20 protein-coding genes are annotated in these 20,148 nt (G+C 41.5%); 6 read left to right on the top strand and 14 right to left on the bottom strand.

All coding sequences use genetic code 11. The annotated features are described in order from the left end of the window. Window positions 1–2: 2 nt before the first annotated feature. Window positions 3–1,193 (top strand): twin-arginine translocation signal domain-containing protein, encoded by a 1,191-nt coding sequence (locus ED557_06645; GenBank protein RNC84651.1) that lies wholly within the window; start codon window positions 3–5, stop codon window positions 1,191–1,193. Window positions 1,194–1,308: 115 nt separating this feature from the next. Here the strand turns inward: ED557_06645 and ED557_06650 are convergent, their stop codons facing one another. From ED557_06650 to ED557_06690, 9 genes are all read right to left on the bottom strand, one after another. Next, window positions 1,309–2,016 (bottom strand): sulfite exporter TauE/SafE family protein, encoded by a 708-nt coding sequence (locus tag ED557_06650; protein RNC84652.1) that lies wholly within the window; start codon window positions 2,014–2,016, stop codon window positions 1,309–1,311. Window position 2,017: 1 nt separating this feature from the next. Continuing rightward, window positions 2,018–2,467: a hypothetical protein gene (locus ED557_06655; protein ID RNC84653.1), complete on the bottom strand. Its 450-nt coding sequence runs from the start codon at window positions 2,465–2,467 to the stop codon at window positions 2,018–2,020. A gap of 8 nt (window positions 2,468–2,475) precedes the next feature. Continuing rightward, window positions 2,476–3,930 (bottom strand): cytochrome c oxidase accessory protein CcoG, encoded by a 1,455-nt coding sequence (ccoG, locus tag ED557_06660; GenBank protein RNC84654.1) that lies wholly within the window; start codon window positions 3,928–3,930, stop codon window positions 2,476–2,478. A gap of 154 nt (window positions 3,931–4,084) precedes the next feature. After that, window positions 4,085–4,690 (bottom strand): hypothetical protein, encoded by a 606-nt coding sequence (locus ED557_06665; protein RNC84655.1) that lies wholly within the window; start codon window positions 4,688–4,690, stop codon window positions 4,085–4,087. A 2-nt stretch (window positions 4,691–4,692) separates the two neighbouring features. Next, window positions 4,693–4,878, bottom strand: a complete 186-nt coding sequence (locus ED557_06670; GenBank protein ID RNC84656.1) for a CcoQ/FixQ family Cbb3-type cytochrome c oxidase assembly chaperone — start codon at window positions 4,876–4,878, stop codon at window positions 4,693–4,695. Between the two features lie 2 nt (window positions 4,879–4,880). Beyond that, window positions 4,881–7,061 (bottom strand): cytochrome-c oxidase, cbb3-type subunit I, encoded by a 2,181-nt coding sequence (gene ccoN, locus ED557_06675; GenBank protein ID RNC84657.1) that lies wholly within the window; start codon window positions 7,059–7,061, stop codon window positions 4,881–4,883. Window positions 7,062–7,070: 9 nt separating this feature from the next. Beyond that, window positions 7,071–7,253 (bottom strand): cbb3-type cytochrome oxidase assembly protein CcoS, encoded by a 183-nt coding sequence (ccoS, locus tag ED557_06680; GenBank protein RNC84658.1) that lies wholly within the window; start codon window positions 7,251–7,253, stop codon window positions 7,071–7,073. Then, window positions 7,244–9,691: an HAD family hydrolase gene (locus tag ED557_06685; protein ID RNC84659.1), complete on the bottom strand. Its 2,448-nt coding sequence runs from the start codon at window positions 9,689–9,691 to the stop codon at window positions 7,244–7,246. Before ED557_06685 ends, ccoS begins: the two co-directional genes overlap by 10 nt. 3 nt (window positions 9,692–9,694) lie before the next feature. Beyond that, complete coding sequence (locus tag ED557_06690) at window positions 9,695–10,147, bottom strand: Rrf2 family transcriptional regulator (protein RNC84660.1); 453 nt, start codon at window positions 10,145–10,147, stop codon at window positions 9,695–9,697. A 299-nt stretch (window positions 10,148–10,446) separates the two neighbouring features. Here ED557_06690 and purL point away from each other — a divergent pair, with 299 nt between their 5' ends. Next, window positions 10,447–12,684 (top strand): phosphoribosylformylglycinamidine synthase subunit PurL, encoded by a 2,238-nt coding sequence (gene purL, locus ED557_06695; protein ID RNC84661.1) that lies wholly within the window; start codon window positions 10,447–10,449, stop codon window positions 12,682–12,684. Between the two features lie 164 nt (window positions 12,685–12,848). Here the strand turns inward: purL and ED557_06700 are convergent, their stop codons facing one another. Next, on the bottom strand, window positions 12,849–13,685 hold the full coding sequence (locus ED557_06700) for an AraC family transcriptional regulator (GenBank protein ID RNC84662.1): 837 nt from the start codon (window positions 13,683–13,685) through the stop codon (window positions 12,849–12,851). Between the two features lie 106 nt (window positions 13,686–13,791). Here ED557_06700 and ED557_06705 point away from each other — a divergent pair, with 106 nt between their 5' ends. The 3 genes from ED557_06705 (at window position 13,792) to ED557_06715 (ending at window position 15,844) form a co-directional block, all read left to right on the top strand. Then, window positions 13,792–14,496 (top strand): hypothetical protein, encoded by a 705-nt coding sequence (locus ED557_06705; protein ID RNC84663.1) that lies wholly within the window; start codon window positions 13,792–13,794, stop codon window positions 14,494–14,496. Window positions 14,497–14,585: 89 nt separating this feature from the next. Beyond that, window positions 14,586–15,110, top strand: a complete 525-nt coding sequence (locus ED557_06710) for a DUF1579 domain-containing protein (GenBank protein RNC84664.1) — start codon at window positions 14,586–14,588, stop codon at window positions 15,108–15,110. Beyond that, window positions 15,107–15,844, top strand: coding sequence for a hypothetical protein (locus ED557_06715; protein ID RNC84665.1), 738 nt, complete (start codon window positions 15,107–15,109; stop codon window positions 15,842–15,844). Before ED557_06710 ends, ED557_06715 begins: the two co-directional genes overlap by 4 nt. 139 nt (window positions 15,845–15,983) lie before the next feature. On the opposite strand, the gene ED557_06720 is transcribed toward ED557_06715, so the two are convergent. Further along, a complete protein-coding gene (locus ED557_06720) occupies window positions 15,984–16,577 on the bottom strand; it encodes a hypothetical protein (GenBank protein ID RNC84666.1) in 594 nt (197 codons plus the stop codon). Continuing rightward, a complete protein-coding gene (locus tag ED557_06725; protein ID RNC84667.1) occupies window positions 16,577–18,025 on the bottom strand; it encodes a glycine--tRNA ligase in 1,449 nt (482 codons plus the stop codon). The genes ED557_06720 and ED557_06725 overlap by 1 nt, the downstream gene beginning before the upstream one ends. Before the next feature lie 185 nt (window positions 18,026–18,210). Here ED557_06725 and asd point away from each other — a divergent pair, with 185 nt between their 5' ends. Continuing rightward, complete coding sequence (gene asd / locus ED557_06730) at window positions 18,211–19,260, top strand: aspartate-semialdehyde dehydrogenase (GenBank protein ID RNC84668.1); 1,050 nt, start codon at window positions 18,211–18,213, stop codon at window positions 19,258–19,260. A gap of 102 nt (window positions 19,261–19,362) precedes the next feature. Here asd and ED557_06735 read toward each other — a convergent pair whose 3' ends face one another. Both ED557_06735 and ED557_06740 read right to left on the bottom strand, forming a co-directional pair. Next, window positions 19,363–19,743 (bottom strand): hypothetical protein, encoded by a 381-nt coding sequence (locus ED557_06735; protein RNC84669.1) that lies wholly within the window; start codon window positions 19,741–19,743, stop codon window positions 19,363–19,365. Beyond that, window positions 19,740–20,126, bottom strand: a complete 387-nt coding sequence (locus ED557_06740; protein RNC84670.1) for a hypothetical protein — start codon at window positions 20,124–20,126, stop codon at window positions 19,740–19,742. Before ED557_06740 ends, ED557_06735 begins: the two co-directional genes overlap by 4 nt. Between the last annotated feature and the right edge of the window lie 22 nt (window positions 20,127–20,148).

Below are 20,148 nucleotides of genomic sequence, written 5' to 3' on the forward strand. Positions count from 1 at the left end.
AGATGAAAAGAAGAGACTTTATCAAAACATCAGCATTAGCCGGAGCAGCCACTTTAACATCTGGGTTTGCTGGAGTGTACCGATCTAAAGAATTTAACGACATAAAAATTGGAGTGATCGGTACTGGTGATCGTGGGACTGGACTTTCTCATATCATAAAAGATATTGATGGAGTTGAGGTGACAGCCTGTAGCGATATCATCCCGTTCCGTTTAAAAGATTGTGTGGAAAAAGCTACCAATGGAGCAACGGCCTATGAAGACTATCGGGCATTAATTGACGACGACAATGTAAATGCCATTTTGATTGCTGTGCCGTATGGCTTACATGATGAGATTCTGGAGGATGCGCTCGAATCGGGAAAGCACATTTATTGTGAAAAGACCATGATTAAAGGCATTGAGCCAGCTAAAGATTTGGTTAAAAGAGTAAGAAGCTATGACAGTATTTTCCAGGTTGGTCACCAATACCATAGCAGTCGTCTGTATCACAAGGCAGTGGAGATTGTTAATGATGGGTATCTAGGCCATATCGAATCTATCGAATGCCAGTGGAATAGAAATGGAGACTGGAGAAGGCCAGTACCGGATCCAAAGTGGGAGCGAATGATCAACTGGAGGATGTACAGAGAATACTCTGGAGGACTAACTGCGGAGCTATGCTCACACCAAATCGATTTCTGTAATTGGGTTGCTGGGGCTACACCAACAAAGGTAAGTGGTTTTGGAGGTATTGATTACTGGAAGGATGGTCGTGAGACTTATGATAATGTTCATATCATGATGCAGTATGCCAATGGGATGAATACCAAGTTCACAAGTCTTACCACCAATGCCTATGAACGGTATCAAATTAAGCTTCAAGGGCAAAAGGGCACCTTAGTAATTAATTTCGGAGGAGCTAAAATCTATCTTGAGAACCTTGATCAGGCTCGGGAACAGGGATTGGTTGATGGAGTCTCCGGCGCAACTTCAGAAGCATGGGATCGAGGAGAAGGAGCTCCAATTACGGTTGCTGATGACATGGATGCCTCAAAACAGGCACTGATCGATTTCAGGGATTCCGTACGAACTGGTAAGGAACCCGATTCAAATGTTGAAACCGGCGCAAATGTATCAATTCTTGTTTCTATGGCTATTGATGCAATGGATAACAATAAGGTTGTCGAATGGAAGCCGGAGTATAATATTTAACTTTCGCTCTCTTTCATTGTCATTCTGAGGCTACTGCCGAAGAATCAACAAAGCCATAAATTTGTTTAGGTTGTTAATTGTGCTGATTCTTCGCAAGTATGCTCAGAATGACGATTTACTTGCTAACAGGAAAGACACAAAAGCTCTCCATGTTTTCGGCCAGTATCCGTGCCAGGTGCAAATCCTGGAAAGCAATCCCTCTGACGATTAGGAAGACTCCCAGGCTAAAGGCAAGGTAAGGTACGAGCTTTCGAATGGAGCTTCTCAGGTTAAGAGAGAGAATAGTAGGTGCGAGATACATCAAAAACATAGCCGGGAAAGTACCCAATCCAAATAATGCCATATACTGCATGCTATGCATGGGAGATTCGGTTAATACAGCTGCTGCAAGGCCTGAATACACAAAAGCACAGGGGAGAAGTCCATTTAACACGCCCATTCCAAAAAGGGCAAAAAAGGAAGGTTTTCGAAGCAATTTGCCATAATACTTCGAAATGGATTTGACAAAATTCTGATAAATCTGTGGCTTTTCTCTTTTCTTAAAGAAACGATTCAGCACTACTCCAAATACTATTCCTACTCCAAGTAGTATAGAAAGTGTGCCTTGAAAACCCGAGAAAGTGATTTGAGTTCCTAACAACCCAAATAGCAATCCAAAAAGGGCATAAACCAGGATTCGCCCAGAATTATATAAGCCGGCGCTTAATGAAAGAGCAACCAGGCTTGAACTTGACCTGGGAATAGACATCGCGATAGGGCCACACATCCCCACACAATGAAAGCTTCCTACAAAGCCTAGAACCGGGGCAGTCCAGAGTTCCATATTATATGATTACTACTTTTTCTTCCTGGTAGTCCAGGTTATCCATTTTCCAGGTTACCGTAAGTACCCATTTCCCTTTGTCCATTCGCTCCATAGGGATCACATGTGTGTTTCCGGCATCAAACTGGATAGCCAGGTTCATGTCCTTACTTGCATCGTTTGGTCTATAGAGGTTAATGGTTCCTTCCTGGGCTTTTTTCACTATTTCTTCAGGGAAAAATACCTTTAAGGCCACACGCTCTTCATCGAATAGAATAACAACTTGTTCCTCCAGTTCTGAAGCTCGTTCCTTGCTATCGATGGTTTCCTGGTATGCCACACCCTCTTCATAATGATTGTTATTCACCAGATAGAAATCGAGGCTGATGAGGTAGCTGACCATACTTAAGGTTCCGATTATAAAGAGCGTAACCGCGATAAAAATTCCTTTTCCCCAATCTAGTTTTTTCATGATCGTACTTAGTTATTAGGCCCTAAAAAGCCGGTTTTTACTGTTTCAATTTGTTCTCCATCAGCCATAACAATAAAGCTAATGTCGGTTTGTAGTCCATCTAAATGCTCTTTAGAAATCTGAACCATAAAGCGGCCTTCTACTAAACTTTGTCCCGGTACAGAATTGATCATCCCAAGAGATACCAGTTGTCCGGGAGGTGAAATTAGGGCAAGCTCATAGTCTATTTCTTCAAAAGTCTTATTGATTACTTTGATGGTATATATATTGCTAATTCGGTTATCAGGAAGTTCCTGGAAAAGGGTGCCTCTCTCTCTTAAGATGGTCGTTTCAAGGTCTGAGCGCATGCTTAACAGTACTACAAAAGTAGTGAGTAGTGCTAAAAGAACGGCGGAGTACCCCATTATTCTTGGGGTAAGGATTTTTCTCTTTTCAGACCGAATAGCATTTTCTGAAGAATAACGAATAAGACCTCTTGGCTTGTCGATTTTGTCCATGATATCATCGCAGGCATCAATACAGGCAGTGCAATGAGTACATTCCAGTTGAGTACCGTTTCTGATATCAATACCCATTGGGCATACCTGCACGCATTGATAGCAATCGATACAATCTCCAAAGGTAGCGCCTTCTTCTAATCCAAGATCTGCAATAGAAAAAGCTCCACTTTCAACTTTCTTTCGATCACCAACTCTTGCCCTGCTTTCACCCCGAACATAATCGTACATCACATTTATCGAGTTATTATCGAGCATTACGGACTGCATTCTACCATAAGGGCACACGAAATGACATACCTGCTCTCTCATAAAAGCAAATACGCCATAAAATACCCCACTGAAAATGATCATAGCCGATAAGCCAGCAAGATGTTCAGAAGGCGGATCAGTAACCAGTTCAATCCAGTCATCTTTTCCCATTACATAGGCTAAAAAGAGGTTGGAAATCAGAAAGGCCATTCCATAGAAGATGGCATGCTTACTTCCTTTCTTTAGAATCTTTTCGGCATTCCATGGAGCTTTTTTTAATCGAATCTGATCGGAAGCGTCACCTTCAATCCAGTACTCTATTCTTCGGAAAACCATTTCCATGAAAATAGTTTGAGGACAGGCCCATCCGCAGAATAGTCGGCCAAAGATCGTTGTAAATAGAACAACACCCAGGATGAATGCTAACATCCCAAAAACCAATAGATGTAGGTCCTGTGGCCAAAAAGCCACGCCGAAGATGACGAATTCCCGTTCAATGACATCAATCATCAACAGAGGTTGACCATTTATTTCGATAAAAGGCCCGGAGAAGAAGAAACCCAGTAATAACAGAGCCACGATATTCCGGGCTCTGTAATACCTTCCACTCGGTTTTTTTGGATAAATCCAGTTTCTGCCACCTTTCTCATTTACGGTGGCCAGATAATCACGAAATTGATCCTGCTCTATTCGACGATCTTTAGTTTTGGACATCTTTTACAACCGATGGTTTAACTGTATCTGGTTTGGTTTTCAGAGTTTCCACACTAATTGATTTTGATTTACAATTAGGGTTTTTGCAGGTGCCGGAGCACCCTTCTTTGATTCTTATTGTATCGTTAGATGTATCCACTCTTAAACACATAACCTACTCCATGTTACATTGAACGGCTCTTGTTTCATCAACAGCCTTTGGGTTAGGAGGGTTGGTGCCCTGGATTGATGCAATGTAACTGATTAGGTCGGTCATGTCTTCATCAGCAATTGGTGCATTACTTCCATAAGGCATCATTCCTTTTTCCATGAATCCATTAGCAATATTTGTAGCTATCTCTTCGGCAGAACATCCACTGATCCAGAATTCATCGGTTAAGTTGGGTCCTACCAATCCTTCGCCAGCATTTCCATGACAGGTGAAACAAAGATTATTGGTGCTCATAAAGATTTCCTTTCCATTGGCAATGGATGCTTCATCTGTTTCAAAAACCCAGGCTACCGTTCCTGTACTTGCCTGTGGGTCATTATCTGATCCCAGTCCATACTGTTCTTCCGCTGCCGCCATCTCCAGGGCATACTGCTCATGTTGGTCCGAACCGAAATTGAACACTTCATAATAGAGCAAATACAGAACGCCCCATCCGATGGTGAAGTAGAACAACCAAAGCCACCAAACCGGCATGTGATTATCTAATTCACGAATACCATCATATTCATGATTAAGTAGTTTGTCTTGTTCATCATCTAAAATGTTCATGGCTATGAGAGTTTCTGGTTAATAGTTTCATCAGATTCTAAAGGAAGGTTTGCGGCATCATCCCAATGATGCTTTCCTGTTTTTATCAGGTATGTGATCAAAAGGACGAAAAAGGCAAAAAAGAGGAGGAGGGAGATGCTTGGAAACAACTCGATCCCTTCCATGCTTCGAAGTACTTGCTTATACATAATTAATCCTCCTGCTCATTTAAGCTTAATGGGTTGGTAGAAGGCAGTCCTTCAAAGGGATCATTATTGCCATTAATATCTGTACCCAGGCGCTGTAGGTAAGCGATTAAGGCAATGATCTGTTTCTCAGAAGTGATTTCAATTCCATCAACTTCTCCGAATCCATTTTCGCGAAGTCCGGTAGCTATTTGCTCAGCCTGAGCTCTTAAGTCTGCAATCGCCTGATCTTCATAACCCTCAGCGTAAGGAACACCTACAGCCCGAAGTGCATTTACTCGCTTAGGAATACTTTCGATATCCATGTCCTTCTCGAGCATCCACGGGTAGGCCGGCATAATAGATCCAGGTGAGGTAGAATTAGGATCATACATATGTCTCAGATGCCATGAATCTGGATATTTTCCTCCGATTCTATGTAGATCAGGACCCGTTCGTTTTGACCCCCACAGGAATGGATGATCATAAACAAACTCACCTGCTTTAGAATATTCGCCATAGCGTTCTGTTTCAGAACGGAAAGGACGGATCATCTGAGAATGACAGTTGTTACATCCTTCAGCTATGTAAATATCTCGCCCCTCGATCTCCAAAGGAGTGTAGGGTTTTACACTTTCTATAGTTGGAATATTGGAATCGATCAGAGCCGTAGGCATGTATTCAACAATACCACCTATTAGTATGGCTACCACTACCAGAAGGGTGAACTTGATAGGTCTTCCTTCCAAATTTCTGTGCCATTTTTCCTTATGACCTTCCATTGGATCGATAAGCGCAGGAGCCTGAGCTTCTTCAGAAGCCTCAAGACTTCCTTTTTGAGCGGTTTTAAGGATGTTATATACACCAACTACAGCTCCAACGATGAACAAGCTACCACCAAGTGCACGTAGTGCATACATTGGCATAATTTGGACAACAGTTTCCAGGAAGTTTGGGTACTGTAAGAAACCTTCAGCTGTGAATTGCTTCCACATTAAACTCTGAGTGATTCCACCCCAGTACATTGGGATCACATAGAAGATTGCACCAAGCGTAGCGAACCAAAAATGGATGTTAGCTAGCTTTACAGAAAACAACTTGGTCTTATAAATCTTAGGAGTGATGTAGTACAGCATGGCAAAGGTCAAACCACCATTCCATAGAAGTGCACCATTGTGAACATGACCGATGATATAGTCAGAGTAATGGGCAATTGCGTTCACATTAGCGATGGAAAGCATAGGCCCTTCAAAGGTTACCATACCATACGCAGTAACACCAACTACCAGGAATTTAAGTACGGGGTCTTCGCGAACCTTATCCCATGCTCCACGAAGGGTTAACAAACCATTCAACATACCTCCCCACGAAGGAGCAATCAGCATTAAACTGAATACAGTTCCCAATGCCTGAGCCCAACCTGGAAGAGCGGTATATAGCAGGTGATGCGGCCCCGCCCAGATATAAATAAAGATCAACGACCAGAAGTGAACAATGGACAATCGATATGAGAAGATCGGACGATTTGCTGCCTTAGGAATGAAGTAATACATGATTCCCAGGAAGGGGGTAGTCAGGAAAAAGGCCACGGCATTGTGGCCATACCACCATTGAACGAGGGCATCCTGAACACCTGCATACAAAGAATAGCTCTTTAGCATAGTAGCAGGTACTTCAAAGGAGTTAACTACGTGGAGTACAGCTACTGTCACGAAAGTAGCGATATAGAACCAAATAGCTACATAGATATGCTTTTCACGGCGCTTCATGATCGTCATGATCATATTCACCCCAAATACCACCCAAATTAGTGTAATGGCGATATCAATAGGCCATTCCAGTTCCGCATATTCCTTACTGGTAGTTATCCCGAAAGGAAGGGTTAGTACTGCTGAAAGAATGATGATCTGCCATCCCCAAAAATGAATTTTACTTAGTAAGGGACTCCACATGGGAGTTTTACAAAGTCGGGGTAGTGAGTAGTAAACCCCGTAGAAGATGGCATTTCCAGCAAATGCAAAGATTACTGCATTTGTATGAAGTGGCCTTAATCGCCCATAAGACAGCTCAGGAATAAATCCAAGGAAGTCTGGGAAAATAAGCTTTAGGGCGACAATTAATCCTACAAGGAAGCCGATGATCCCGAAAATCATCGAGGCGAGCCCGAAATTGCGAACTATTTTATTGTCATAATGAAAAGTGTCCATTGATATGACCTAGTCAGTTTTATTAGTTAGTGTTTTATGTTCTTTTGATGGAGGTTCATCATTGAATAGCATTCTAATGGAGGGAGTTTGAGGGTCGTCGAATTGCCCCGTTTTAACCGCCCAGAAGAATGCTCCCAAAAAGGTGAGAGCGACGAGCAAGCTGAATATGATGAGTACTACTATTACGCCCATGACTTCAGCCCCATTTGCCTTGCTTTTACCCTTGTGGCAATAGTGGTAAATGCCATAATCGTAATTGAACTTAGTGGCATAAGAATAGCTGCTACTAAAGGTGATAAATGTCCCGTAATTGCAAACCCCAGCCCGGTTAGGTTGTATGCCAGGGAAAGGACAAAGCTTGCGATAATGATCTTGAAACAAACCTTTCCAAAATCAACAAATTCACTCAAATCTTTCAATGCACTTGCATCTACAATAGCATCGCAGGCTGGAGAAAAGGAGCTCTTATCGTCAGAGACAGCGATTCCAAAATTGCTAGCTGTTAACGCTCCTGCATCATTTAAACCATCACCAATCATAGTGATATGAGAATCATCGTTCTTTAATGACTGAACAAACTCAAGCTTCTGGATAGGGGATTGATTGAAGTTCATAGAACTCCAGTGTCCGAAATCTTCTAGTAGGGTGGACTTTTCGTACTCATTATCTCCGGATAATAAATGGAGAGGGTATTCTTCTGAATGCAGATCATTAAGTAATTCAGTTAGTCCATTTCTGATGCTATGATGGATTTGATAGAAGCCTTTGTATTCTCCATTGATAGCAATGTGAACCATGGATCCCTTTCTAGGTTCTTGTGCTCTTACTCCTTCCCAATTAGAAAGCTGTTCCTCAAGGAAGGATGCACTTCCTATCAATACAGGAGTACCTTCGATAGATGCGTCAATACCTTTACCCTGAATTTCATAGTAATAGGAAGGCTCAAGTGAAACCAGATTAGTGAGGTTTTTAGCTATAACCTGAGCTAATGGATGAGTGGACGGTTTTGTTGCAGAAGCAACAAGCTGAAGCTCTTTTTCTGAAAGTGGATCCCCTATAAATACAGCAGAAGATTTGCCTGTTTCTGTAATAGTGCCGGTTTTGTCAAATACAAAGACATCGGTATTAGATAGCTCCTCAACAACAGAGGTGTTCTTGAGGTAAAACCCATTTGCTGCAAGGATATTAACTGCTGAACCTAAAGTGAACGGGGTAGATAAAGCCAGGGCACACGGACAGGCGACAATAAGCACTGCTGTAAAAATGGTGAAGGCTTTTGAAGCATCAATGCTCAGCCACACCAATAACGATAAGGCTGCAATCCCTAAAACAGTAAAGGTAAAATATGGGCTGATACGATCAGCAAAAGAAGTTACGGAGCTTTCCTTTTTAGAAGATTGGAAAGACTCATTTTCCCAAAGCTGAGTAAGGTAGCTGTGCTCAACTTTTTTGGATACGATCAGTTCTATGGTTTGTCCAATTACTTTACCACCTGCAAAAACCTGCTGACCTTTTTCTAGTATTACTGGTTCAGATTCTCCAGTGATGAAACTGTAATCTACCTGTAGTTGCCCATCAACTATAATTGAATCAGCGGGGACGAGTTCGTTATTGCGAACAAGAATATGATCTCCAATTTCAATTCGATGAACGGGAATTGATTCTTCGATACCATCCTTAATCCTGAGTATCGAAATCGGAAGGTATGATTTATAATCCCGGTCAAAAGAGAGCTGATCAAAAGTCTTCTTCTGTACCACTTTTCCAATCAATAAAAAGAAGATAAACCCTGTGAATGAATCGAAATACCCAGCTCCGGTTCCACTAAGGATTTCATATAAACTTCTTCCAAATAAAGCGATCATCCCAATGGAAATAGGTACATCCAGGTTAATCCCTTTTTGAGCAAGTGCGGCCCACGCCGATTTTAGGTAATCAATGCCACTATAAAACAGTACAGGTACTGCGAGTGCGATATTTAGCGCTCCAAAAAAGTACCGAAACATCTCAGAAGAGCCGGACTGATCCATGTTAAGGTATTCCGGAAAGCTGAATAGCATGATATTTCCGAAGCAAAAACCCGCAACTCCAAGCTTTAGCCAAAGAGACCGCTCGATAGTGGCTGGTTTCTCTTCCTTGAGTTGCTCCAGTTTCAGGCTAGGTTCATAGCCAATAGTGGTAAGCAGTTCAACAACCTCTCGTAACGAGGTTTTCTCATCATTATATACAATGGTCACAGTACGCTTCAGAAAGTTTACGGTACCACGGAGAACGCCTTCATCAATGTTTTGTAGATTTTCTAGCAACCAAACACAGGAAGTACAATGGATGTTTGGGATGAAAAATGTGACAGAGACAATATGCTCTTTCCTGAAATCAACCAGCTTGTGCTGCACTTCCAGGTCGAGTAAATATTCAAATCGTTTGCGCTCAACTCCGGTTTTTATAGTTCTACCTGGTTGCTCATCCAGGGTATAATATGTGCAAAGGTTGTTTTCGTCCAGGATTTGGAAAACGGTTTTACAACCTTCACAGCAAAATGCTCTTTTCTCAAATAGAATCTTATTCTCCTCACACTGTTCACCACAATGGAAACACCGAGACTGTTCTATGAGAGGGGGGTGGCTCATGCGTCAGAACACTCCATTAGTAAAAGAGAGCCGTTCATTAAACCAGGCCTGACTCATTATGCCTTCAGCTTCGGCAAAACTAGTTTGTTGAAGCCATTCTTTGATCTCACCTCTTTTGGAAGACCAAAAGTTATGAAAAGGGCAGGGTTCAATATGTCCACATCCTTCAATGCCCATAAAGCAGGTAGAGAAAAAAGCTTCTCCATCAATAGCGGCAATCACATCATATACTGAAATATCTTCCAGATTCTTTGCAAGATAGACACCACCATTTAAGCCTCGCTGAGATTTGAGAATGCCGGGAGCTTTAAGCTTTGCAAGAATTTGAGAAAGGTAGGCAGCAGGGCAGTTAAGTGAACGTGATAATTCTGAGGCAGAGATCACATCGTTGGGATGCTTTGAAATAGCGATAATAGCAGAAATCGCGTATTGGGCACCTTGAGAAACTAGCTTCATTTGAAAGTATTTTAATTCTAATATTCATATTCGAATATCGATATTAGATTTTAAGAAGGTTTCAAATTAGATTCAATCTAAAGTTTAAAATTCTTGCTTTGTCATTCTGAGCGAAAGCGAAGAATCAGGGTTAAGATGAATTGTTTAATTTTGTGTTGATCCTTCGGCCGTAACCTCAGGATGACAAGCAAAAAATGTTGATTAGGTTAATTACTTGTGGAAAACATCCCCCTCATTTTTCCGCAAATCCTCGTATTTTCGTGCTCTTCAAAAAAGCTAACACTCAATCAAACGACTACATGGCGCAACCCAACATGCAGGAACCGGAAGTAAATCTGGAACTTGCTATCGACCACGGACTGAATGAAGAAGAATTTGAAATAATAAAGTCCCGGTTGGGGCGCGTACCTACCTTCACCGAACTGGGTGTGTATTCGGTAATGTGGAGCGAGCATTGCTCCTACAAAAACTCCATTGTTGAATTAAAGAAATTACCCAGAGACGGAGAGCATTTATTAGTAGAAGCAGGAGAAGAGAACGCCGGGCTGGTTGATATTGGAGATGGCTTGGGTTGTGCGTTTAAAATTGAAAGTCATAACCACCCATCAGCGGTTGAGCCTTACCAGGGTGCTGCTACTGGTGTTGGAGGGATACATCGCGATATTTTTACGATGGGTGCCCGGCCGATCGCAAGTTTGAATTCTCTTCGATTCGGGAGCATGGAAAATCCCAGAGTTCGCTATTTATTGGATGGAGTTGTTCGTGGAATTGGTGATTATGGCAACTCTTTTGGAATTCCGGTTATTGGGGGGGAAGTCTATTTTGATGAGAGTTATGAAGGCAATCCACTAGTAAATGCAATGAGCATCGGGATTGTAAAAGCAGGCGAGACTGCTTCAGCAATAGCCAAAGGAATTGGAAACCCGGTAATTATTGTAGGTGCAAGTACAGGTCGTGATGGTATTCATGGTGCTACGTTTGCTTCGGAAGAAATCAGCGAAGAAAGTGAAGCAAAGCGACCAAGCGTTCAGGTAGGTGATCCTTTTACTGAGAAGTTATTATTGGAAGCCAGTTTGGAAGCCCTGCAAACAGGAGCAGTTGTTGGTATGCAGGATATGGGAGCAGCTGGAATTGCCTGTTCTACCAGTGAAATGACTGCAAAAGGGGAGCAGGGAATGTTGGTGGATCTGGATAAAGTTCCGGCTCGAGAAGATGGTATGACCGCTTATGAATTGCTTCTTTCTGAAAGCCAGGAGCGAATGCTTATTGTAGCTGAAAAGGGCCGAGAGCAGGAAATCATCGATATTTATGAGAAATGGGATTTACACGGAGTGGTAATTGGTGAGGTAGTAGATACCGACCGAGTAACCTATATGAAGGAAGGGGAAGTTAAAGCTGATATCCCAGCGGAGCATCTTGTACTTGGAGGAGGGGCTCCTCAATATATTCGGGAAACGAAAAAGCCAGGGTACCTGGAAGAAACTCAAAGTTTCGATGCCGAAAGCCTGGATCATCCATCAAATCATGTTGATACGATCAAGAAATTATTGAACTCGCCCAACGTGGCTTCGAAGCGATGGGTTCACGAGCAATACGATACCACCGTTCGAACCAATACAGTTACCGCACCAGGAGCTTCTGATTCAGGGGTAATTCGAATTAAAGGGACTAACCGTGGACTCGTAGCAAAAACTGATTGCAATGGTCGTTATGTGTATTTGAATCCACGAAGGGGAGGACAGATTGCAGTAATCGAGTCTGCTCGTAATGTCGTATGTTCCGGAGGTCAGCCATTGGCAATAACTAACTGCCTGAATTTCGGAAATCCGTACAAACCGGAAGTGTACTGGACATTCAAGGAGGCTCTCGCAGGTATGGGAGATGCTTGCCGTGCTTTGAATACCCCGGTTACCGGAGGGAATGTGAGTTTCTATAACGAAAATCCAAAAGCAGCCATTTTCCCGTCTCCAATTATTGGTATGCTTGGGTTAATTGAAGATGTTGAGAATCATACGACCACTCCCGACTTCAAGGAAGAGGGAGATGTTATTCTATATATCGGTGCTGATCGAAAAGGATTGGGTGGTACTGAATATTTAAAGGTAGTTCACGGACTAACTAAAGGAGATGCTCCTGCCCTGGATATCGATTTTGAAGTAGTGCTTCAGAAATCACTTCTTGAAGCAATAAGAGCTGGTTTCATTACTGCTGCTCATGACATTTCTGATGGAGGACTTTCTATCTCATTAGCTGAAATGGCAATTCATGGAAAGCTTGGAGCAACGGTTGACACTGGCGCTCTTTCAGGCTCAGAACATGAGGTTCTATTCAGTGAAGCACAATCTGGGGTAGTGATTACAGTTTCAGAAGCTGACCTGGCAAAAGCGAAAGCACATTTCACTGAAGCCGGTGTACCGGTTTATGAACTTGGTAAAGTAGGAGGTACTACTCTTGATATCTCCGGAGTAGGTTCTCTATCCGTTTCCGTAATGAGCGAGATGTATGAGGGCGTTATTCCTTCGGCGATGGAGGTTTAAGAACAAACCCCTCTAAATGTCATCCCGGACTTGATCCGGGATCTGTAGTGAATGATTCGTTGATGAAAAGTAAGCTTTAGATCAAAGCCTACCCTTATAGATGCTGAATCAAGTTCAGCATGACAGTAATATTGTCCGGGATGACAGGAATAAGAGGAAGTGATCTAATAATACGCCTGCTTTTGTACCACAGAGGATGCCATCATTTTAGGGATATGAAAGCCTTTTGTTCTGAATTCAGAGGGGCCCAAACCGGTAAAGCTGGTGAAATCCTTGATCATATGGCTCTGATCGAAAAAGCCCAGCTCATAGCTTAATTCAGTAAGAGATTTTTTTGTAAACAGAATCTGGTTCATCAGATAGTTATACCGGATAATTTTTGAATACTGCTTCGGAGTAAGTCCAGTTTGATGCTTAAAATTCTTCTCCAGGGTCGATTTATGCACTCCGCTTTCCTCACAAAACTCTTCCACTCTCACATTCCCCTTACTCCGAATGGATTGATCAATAAAGTGATGGGTGAGCTTATCATCTTTAACACTACTGGATTGAGCTTTAAGCAGGTTTGTGATTTTCCCGATTAGCTCAATTTTAGAAGTTCCTTTCTGGATTTCATTCATGCATAAATCCGTCAAATCGGGCATTAAAACTTCCAGGGGATAGGCACTTTCATTTAGTTCATCCAGGCTATAACCGGTTAATTCGGTAATTGCACCGGGCTTGAATCGAACACAAACTCCAGAAGTGCCGGGTTTCTGATACACTTTTACCGCTTTTCGAAATGGGGTTACCAGCCTGCAATCTTCCACAAGATATTCCGAATTAACCTGTTCATCCTTTCTTAGATAGGTGCCATCAATCATAATCATGGCTTCGATATTTCCGTCTGGAATGATGATATCAAAATCATCTCGAATATCTTCCTCAGTGAGATAATTCGTCCAGAAGCACTCTACAAGATGCTGGATTTCTTTGGCAGGTTTGTACTCTTTGTAATCCATAAGAATTAATGTCCTAGAAAATAAAGATAATCGTCTTTTTTACAATTCATTCAGTGCTCCTCCTCGTGATCTTTTCATCATGAAACGATTAATCTTGATTTATCTGATGCTTGGTGCGGGCGCTTCGACGCTTGCCCAAGATACCGTAAAGGTTGCACCCGGTAGTGCTATTATTGATGGTTCATTTATAGAACCTTATACCAATAAATGGGAAGTATATGTTCAAACTCCTGATGGCCAGGAAAACCACATTCGCTATTGGACCGATTATGTACAAATTATAGATCAGGACGGAACGCCATTAATGCATCGAGTGCAGGATATTTATGGGTCAGATCGGAGTTTGCAAAGTACCTGGATAAATGTGGTAGAGCACAAAAGCCTAATTCCTAAAAGATTTACTGTTCAAGGCCCCACAGGAGCAATTGTATTCATCGATTTTAATAAGGAGAGAGTTATCTCAGGGTCTAATCAGAATGAAGCAGGGACTTTTTCTTCGGATACATTAGCGGCAGGCCAGTTGTACTATGACTGGAACCTGTATGGTATGCTGTTAGTGGGATTGCCTTTTGATGAAGGTACTACTTACGAATTACCTTATTGGAGCACACAAAACAATGCATCTACTTCTGTGTTTGCAACTATTGGTAAGCAAGAGGAAACGGAGACCTTATCAGGTGAAAAGATCAGTACAAATCCGGTGTCAACGAGTGACGGTTTCACCTTCTATTTGTCCAAGAAAGCCCCCTATGTAATCAAGTTGGTATGGGATTTACCGAATGGAAATAAAATGATCTGGAGAAAAATCTAAATAATAATGGGGTCATCTTTCTCTAAATAGCCCTAATAAGCCTGGCTCATTTAACAATGGGTTGGGCTTTTAATTTTTAAGCAATGTATATGAAAAAACTAGGATTACTTTTTTTTGCAATCGCTCTCTTTGGAACCACCACAATAGCTCAGCAATCTCTTTCTGAGTTATCTTCTGAGGAATACTTTGATTTCTGGGTAGGAGAATGGGACGTAAGTTGGGATGAAGGAGAAGGTAAAACTGGTAGGGGTACTAACACTATCGAGAAAATTCTGGATGGTAAGGTGATTCAGGAAAATTTCAGGATTTTGGAAGGTCAAAGTTCAGGATTCAAGGGCATAAGTCATTCCGTATATCAACCTCAGTTTGAACGGTGGAAACAATCTTGGGCTGATAATAATGGAGGCTATTATGATTTTGTAGGCAAGTTTGATGGAGACAAGAGAATATTCCAAACCATCGTTTTTGAACTCGAGGATGGAAGGAAGCTTAGCTATCGAATGATTTTTTACAATATAGAAGAAAACTCCCTGACCTGGGATTGGGAAGTTTCTTATGATGGAGGTGAAAACTGGAATCTCATGTGGAGAATAAACTACGAGCGAAAAAAATGAAATTGAATCCTGCACGAATCACCTTTCTACTTTTGATCCCCTTTTTAGCCGGAGCTCCTAATATTCAAGCCCAATCAGTATCAGGAGAAGAACTATTACATAAGAGTAAAAACTATCACGATCCTGACGGAAACTGGGGAAATCAGGTGTTAAAGCTCCATATCCAGGAGCCGCGACCTCAAACTCCTTTTCGATTTTCAGAACTCACTCTCGATTTACAAACAGGAGCGTTCAATCTTGGAAGAGAATATGAAGTTGGTTCGGTGGTGCGGATAATTACAGAATCCGGTGAAGCAAAGGTTTTGGTAAATGGAAGTGAAGACTTCTCGGAAGAAATCAAAGAAGAGCTGCGGTTAGATGCATCCAGGAACTCAGGATATCGCTCATTCTACAGGTTGATGCAGGGAATACCCATGTCACTTGATGACTCAACAATCAAAGAGTTTGGTGAGGTTCAGGAAGAGGTTTTTGCCGATGAAGCTGTTTTTGCAATTTCTATTGAATTAAACGAGCCTATGATTTCAGGTGAGTGGCTTTTTTATATAAGCAAAGAGGATTATTCGGTGGTAGCACTTCGTTTTCTACATCGTGACACAGAAAGGGAAGATGAGATGATTGTATATGATGGAATCTATGAATTTGAAAACATCAGAATACCCAGGTTCAGACACTGGTATGAAGCGGATTCCTGGAAGTATTCTGGGAGCGATATTATCGTGAAAGAAATAGATTAAGATTAACCTAGTCCGAAAATATTGTCTCGCTATTTATCACAAGATCAACTTTATGTGTCTCTGCATTTATTTTTTCATCAATAATGATAGGACAAGTATACGAAAAGATATTTCGACCCGAATGATATATGGTAGGTTTCTAGTTGGTATTCCGCTCCAAACTTTGTGAAGCTGAGATATTAACTCTGAACTGCTCATTAAGTGTTTGAACTTCAAACTCATCTGGTTTAAAACCCAAATATGATAAGTCGATTGGGATAGATATATCCAAGCTAAGTTCATCCCTCAAATTCTTAATTAAAGCAATCGAGTGAGGTCTGAAGAATCGAGACTCTCCTTGGAGAATTCCGTTTATACGTACTCCATATGTTCCCTCTTCATCCAGATAAGGGAAATTATTTAAGTAGTTCCCTTCTTTATCTGAAAAACCTCCAAAGTAAGCCACAAACACAGTATCTATACGACCCTTGCCTATTAAGGAGATTCCAGTCGAAATCTCTATTGGTTCAATTGGTATAAAAATAAATACTTTTCCACAATTAGTATCTATTGATAAGCCATTGGGTACACCAGCAGCTGTATTGTATTCACTATCAGAAAATTGATAATCAACCCTGGTGATGTCAAAGATAAAGTCAAAGCTTCGTTTACCATTAGCTGGATTACAATCTTGTGAAAAACTCTTAGTAGATATAAATGAACATATTATAAGTAATAAGGTTGAAGCTTTCATTATTCAGCTTTCCAGCCTTTAATCCCATCTTTGATAGCATCAGCCACTTTATCTACAGAAATACGTTCCTGGCTCATATCATCCCGATGACGGATAGTAACGGTATTATCCTCTAACCCGTCAAAATCGACTGTAATACAGAATGGAGTACCTGCTTCATCTAGTCGGCGATATCGTTTGCCGATAGAGCCTGCCTCATCATATTGTACAGAGAAGTCTTCTCTTAAATCAGCATCTATTTTGTGTGCAAGCTCCTGCAATTCTGGCTTCTTAATTAGTGGGAATACACCAACCTGAACAGGTGCTAATTCCGGATGCATTTTAAGTACGGTTCTTTTATCTCCATCTACTTCTTCTTCACGGTACGCATCGCAAAGAACCATCAACGTACACCGATCTAATCCGATAGAAGTCTCAATTACATAAGGTACATATCGTTTGTTCTGCTTCTGATCAAAGTAATCCAGCTTTTTCCCTGAGTACTCCTGATGCTGGGTCAAATCAAAATCAGAGCGATTGTGAATACCTTCTACTTCCTGCCAGCCAATGGGGAATTGATATTGAACATCAACAGCGGCAAGGGCATAGTGAGCCAATTTATCTGCTGGATGATCAGCAAAACGTAAATTTTCTTCGCGAATACCAATGCTCTTATGCCAGCCGATTCTCTTTTCTTTCCAGGCGTCATAGGCGTCGCCATCAGTACCAGGTTCTACAAAGTATTGCATCTCCATTTGCTCAAACTCACGCATACGAAATACAAACTGCCGGGCAACTACTTCATTTCGGAAAGCTTTACCTGTTTGAGCAATGCCGAAAGGAACCTGAACTCTGGTAGAATCCAGCACATTCTTATAATTCACAAAAATACCCTGGGCCGTCTCAGGGCGAAGGTAAACGGCATCATCTTCACTGGCAGTTGCTCCGAAAGCCGTTTTAAACATTAGGTTGAACTGACGTACTTCGGTCCAGTCGAAAGCTCCAGAATCCGGTGCCTTAATCTCATTTTCGATGATGATATCGTACAGATCTTCGGTAAGGCTTTTTCTGGTTCCGGAAGTATCTAATAATTCCTGAAGTTCAGCAGCTTTTTCGGTTTTTCCATCTTTCTCAAGCTTGAGAATATACTGCTCGATAATCATATCAGCTCGATATCGCTTCTTAGACTGCTTGTCGTCAATCATAGGATCGTTGAATCCAGCAACGTGTCCACTGGCTTCCCATACTTTAGGATGCATAAAGATTGCAGCATCCACACCAACAATATTATCATGGCGTTGGGTCATTTCTTTCCACCATGCATTGCGAATGTTTCTTTTGAGTTCTACCCCTAATGGACCGTAATCATATACAGCGCTAAGCCCACCATAGATTTCAGAGGATTGGAATATGAAACCTCTGGCTTTGGCCAGGGAAACGATTTTATCAAGACTGTCTAAATTCGACATGTAATATTCTGCTTCGTTGCGTGAGTTTTTCAGGGCGGAAAAGATAAGGATTTACTATCTCCTTTTTACTACCAAAGCAAGAAAGTTATTAAGTGTAAATATTAACCCGCATCAATTAAGAATTAAGAATTAAGAATGGTAATTTCCAGATTCAAAAATCACTCATTTTTAATTCTTAATTGTTCATGAACGTTGGAATACTGGGCGCAACGGGCGCTGTAGGTCAAAAATTTATTCGCTTATTACAGGGACATCCCTGGTTTACGATAACCGCTCTTGGAGCATCAGAACGTTCAGCAGGTAAGAAGTATAAAGAAGCGGCAAACTGGATTGAAGATGTACCTCTTTCTGAGTACATAGCATCGAAAACAGTTTCTACTTGTGATCCTTCCTTTTTTGATGGGGTAGACTTTGTCTTTTCTGGCTTAGACTCAAGTGTAGCTTTCGAGGTAGAAGGGGCATTTGCAAGAGCGGGTATTCCGGTAATCTCTAATGCGAAGAATTACAGGATGGATCCGAATGTGCCATTATTGGTACCAGAGGTAAATCCTGATCATATCGAGCTCATCAAAACCCAATCATTTACCGAGGATGGATCTGGATGGATTGTTACGAATCCAAATTGTGTAGCTGTTCCATTATCAATTGCGTTAAAGCCTATTTATGATGCTTTTGGCATCGATTCGATGATTGTGACTACGATGCAAGCCATTTCCGGTGCAGGCTATCCGGGTGTAGCAAGCCTGGATATTCTCGGAAATGTGGTGCCTTTCATTCCGGGAGAAGAGCCAAAAATAGCTCCGGAAACTCAGAAATTATTGGCTGAATATGGAGGTGGATCTTTAGTAGAGCCATCCTTTACTGTACAGGCAACCTGTACACGAGTACCTACTCTTAACGGACATATGGCAGCTGTTACACTGAAACTTTCCAATCCTCCAGCTTCTATTGATGAGGTTAGAGAAGCGGTATTGAATTTTAAAAATCCTATTTCAGGACTCGGACTTCCTTCAGCTCCCGAAGAAGTGATTAAACTCCATGATGAAGTGAAATACCCTCAACCTCGTTTGCATGCTGATCAGGAAGGTGGAATGCAATTACATATGGGGCGTTTAAGAGAAGCAGAAGTTTTTGACATCAGTTTTGTATGTATGGCACATAACACCATTCGTGGCGCGGCAGGGGGAGCAATTCTCAATGCTGAACTGCTGGTTAAGAAAGGGTTTTTGAAGTAAGAATAAAGAACATTGAATAAGGAACACCGAATTTCGAAGTTCTACATTCATCTGGTAAGTCATTGATCAATCATCAATTTTTCAATGTTCAATGTTCAATGTTCATAATTCCTTCAGCTTCCTCTCCGAAAGTGCTATCCTCAATTTCTGAGCAAAATCATGTGCGTAATTCCTATCGCTGCGAGAAATCTTGAGTGTAATTCTGCCCTGAGAGCTTCCCGGAAGAGGGTCAAGGAAAACCATTTTGGTAGTTTCGATAGATAGTCGACCTGAGAACAAGCCTTTCTTGAAATCGATATTCTTTAGGTATTCCACATTGATGGAAAACTTATTTAGTGTGCTAAGCATGTTACCGGCCGGGTCATACACCTTGAATTCAAATAAAAGCTCTTCTCCCTCGATACTTAAAACTCCTTTCACACGCTTATAGGGAGTCTGATGATCATTTTGCTGGAGTAAGCTGTATTCGTAAGCTACGCTCATTCATCATCTCCTGATAATTCCCTGAGCTTTCTCTCTGATAATTCAAGGTTGGCATTAGAAGAAAGAGAGGCTGCTATTTCTCTATGCTTTCTCTTAATCTTGAGGACTCGCTCGGTGAGGTGATTGCCAGGAAAATCCTGGAAGGTAACGGCGCGCTTAGCATGAATTATCAGCTTATTTGAGAATACTCCTTTTTTGAATTCAAGCATCGCTATTTCAGAAAGATCAATTTCCAATTCTCTCACATCCGATTTAAAAGTCTCTAAAATGGCGTCTGTTTTTTGAAATTCTAAATAGAATTTTCCCTTCTCCATGCGCAGAATTCCATCCAATTTCATAAATCCGCCGTTTAAATCATCCATGTAAAAAGGTAAGCTACGCATGCTAAGTCTATTAAATATTAGA

It is taken from the genome of Balneola sp., from assembly GCA_003712055.1.
In the GTDB taxonomy this organism is placed as follows: Bacteria; Bacteroidota; Rhodothermia; order Balneolales; family Balneolaceae; genus RHLJ01.

Excerpts from the sequence above, each read along its gene's own strand:
- ED557_06740 (RNC84670.1), bottom strand. The coding sequence starts at position 20,126 with ATGCGTAGCTTACCTTTTTACATGGATGATTTAAACGGCGGATTTATG.
- ccoN (RNC84657.1), bottom strand. The coding sequence starts at position 7,061 with ATGGACACTTTTCATTATGACAATAAAATAGTTCGCAATTTCGGGCTC.
- ED557_06700 (RNC84662.1), bottom strand. The coding sequence starts at position 13,685 with ATGGATTACAAAGAGTACAAACCTGCCAAAGAAATCCAGCATCTTGTA.
- ED557_06735 (RNC84669.1), bottom strand. The coding sequence starts at position 19,743 with ATGAGCGTAGCTTACGAATACAGCTTACTCCAGCAAAATGATCATCAG.
- ED557_06720 (RNC84666.1), bottom strand. The coding sequence starts at position 16,577 with ATGAAAGCTTCAACCTTATTACTTATAATATGTTCATTTATATCTACT.
- ED557_06655 (RNC84653.1), bottom strand. The coding sequence starts at position 2,467 with ATGAAAAAACTAGATTGGGGAAAAGGAATTTTTATCGCGGTTACGCTC.
- ccoG (RNC84654.1), bottom strand. The coding sequence starts at position 3,930 with ATGTCCAAAACTAAAGATCGTCGAATAGAGCAGGATCAATTTCGTGAT.
- ED557_06685 (RNC84659.1), bottom strand. The coding sequence starts at position 9,691 with ATGAGCCACCCCCCTCTCATAGAACAGTCTCGGTGTTTCCATTGTGGT.
- asd (RNC84668.1), top strand. The coding sequence starts at position 18,211 with ATGAACGTTGGAATACTGGGCGCAACGGGCGCTGTAGGTCAAAAATTT.
- ED557_06670 (RNC84656.1), bottom strand. The coding sequence starts at position 4,878 with ATGTATAAGCAAGTACTTCGAAGCATGGAAGGGATCGAGTTGTTTCCA.
- ED557_06725 (RNC84667.1), bottom strand. The coding sequence starts at position 18,025 with ATGTCGAATTTAGACAGTCTTGATAAAATCGTTTCCCTGGCCAAAGCC.
- ED557_06705 (RNC84663.1), top strand. The coding sequence starts at position 13,792 with ATGCTTGGTGCGGGCGCTTCGACGCTTGCCCAAGATACCGTAAAGGTT.
- ED557_06715 (RNC84665.1), top strand. The coding sequence starts at position 15,107 with ATGAAATTGAATCCTGCACGAATCACCTTTCTACTTTTGATCCCCTTT.
- ED557_06650 (RNC84652.1), bottom strand. The coding sequence starts at position 2,016 with ATGGAACTCTGGACTGCCCCGGTTCTAGGCTTTGTAGGAAGCTTTCAT.
- ED557_06665 (RNC84655.1), bottom strand. The coding sequence starts at position 4,690 with ATGAACATTTTAGATGATGAACAAGACAAACTACTTAATCATGAATAT.
- ED557_06690 (RNC84660.1), bottom strand. The coding sequence starts at position 10,147 with ATGAAGCTAGTTTCTCAAGGTGCCCAATACGCGATTTCTGCTATTATC.
- ED557_06710 (RNC84664.1), top strand. The coding sequence starts at position 14,586 with ATGAAAAAACTAGGATTACTTTTTTTTGCAATCGCTCTCTTTGGAACC.
- ccoS (RNC84658.1), bottom strand. The coding sequence starts at position 7,253 with ATGGGCGTAATAGTAGTACTCATCATATTCAGCTTGCTCGTCGCTCTC.
- purL (RNC84661.1), top strand. The coding sequence starts at position 10,447 with ATGGCGCAACCCAACATGCAGGAACCGGAAGTAAATCTGGAACTTGCT.
- ED557_06645 (RNC84651.1), top strand. The coding sequence starts at position 3 with ATGAAAAGAAGAGACTTTATCAAAACATCAGCATTAGCCGGAGCAGCC.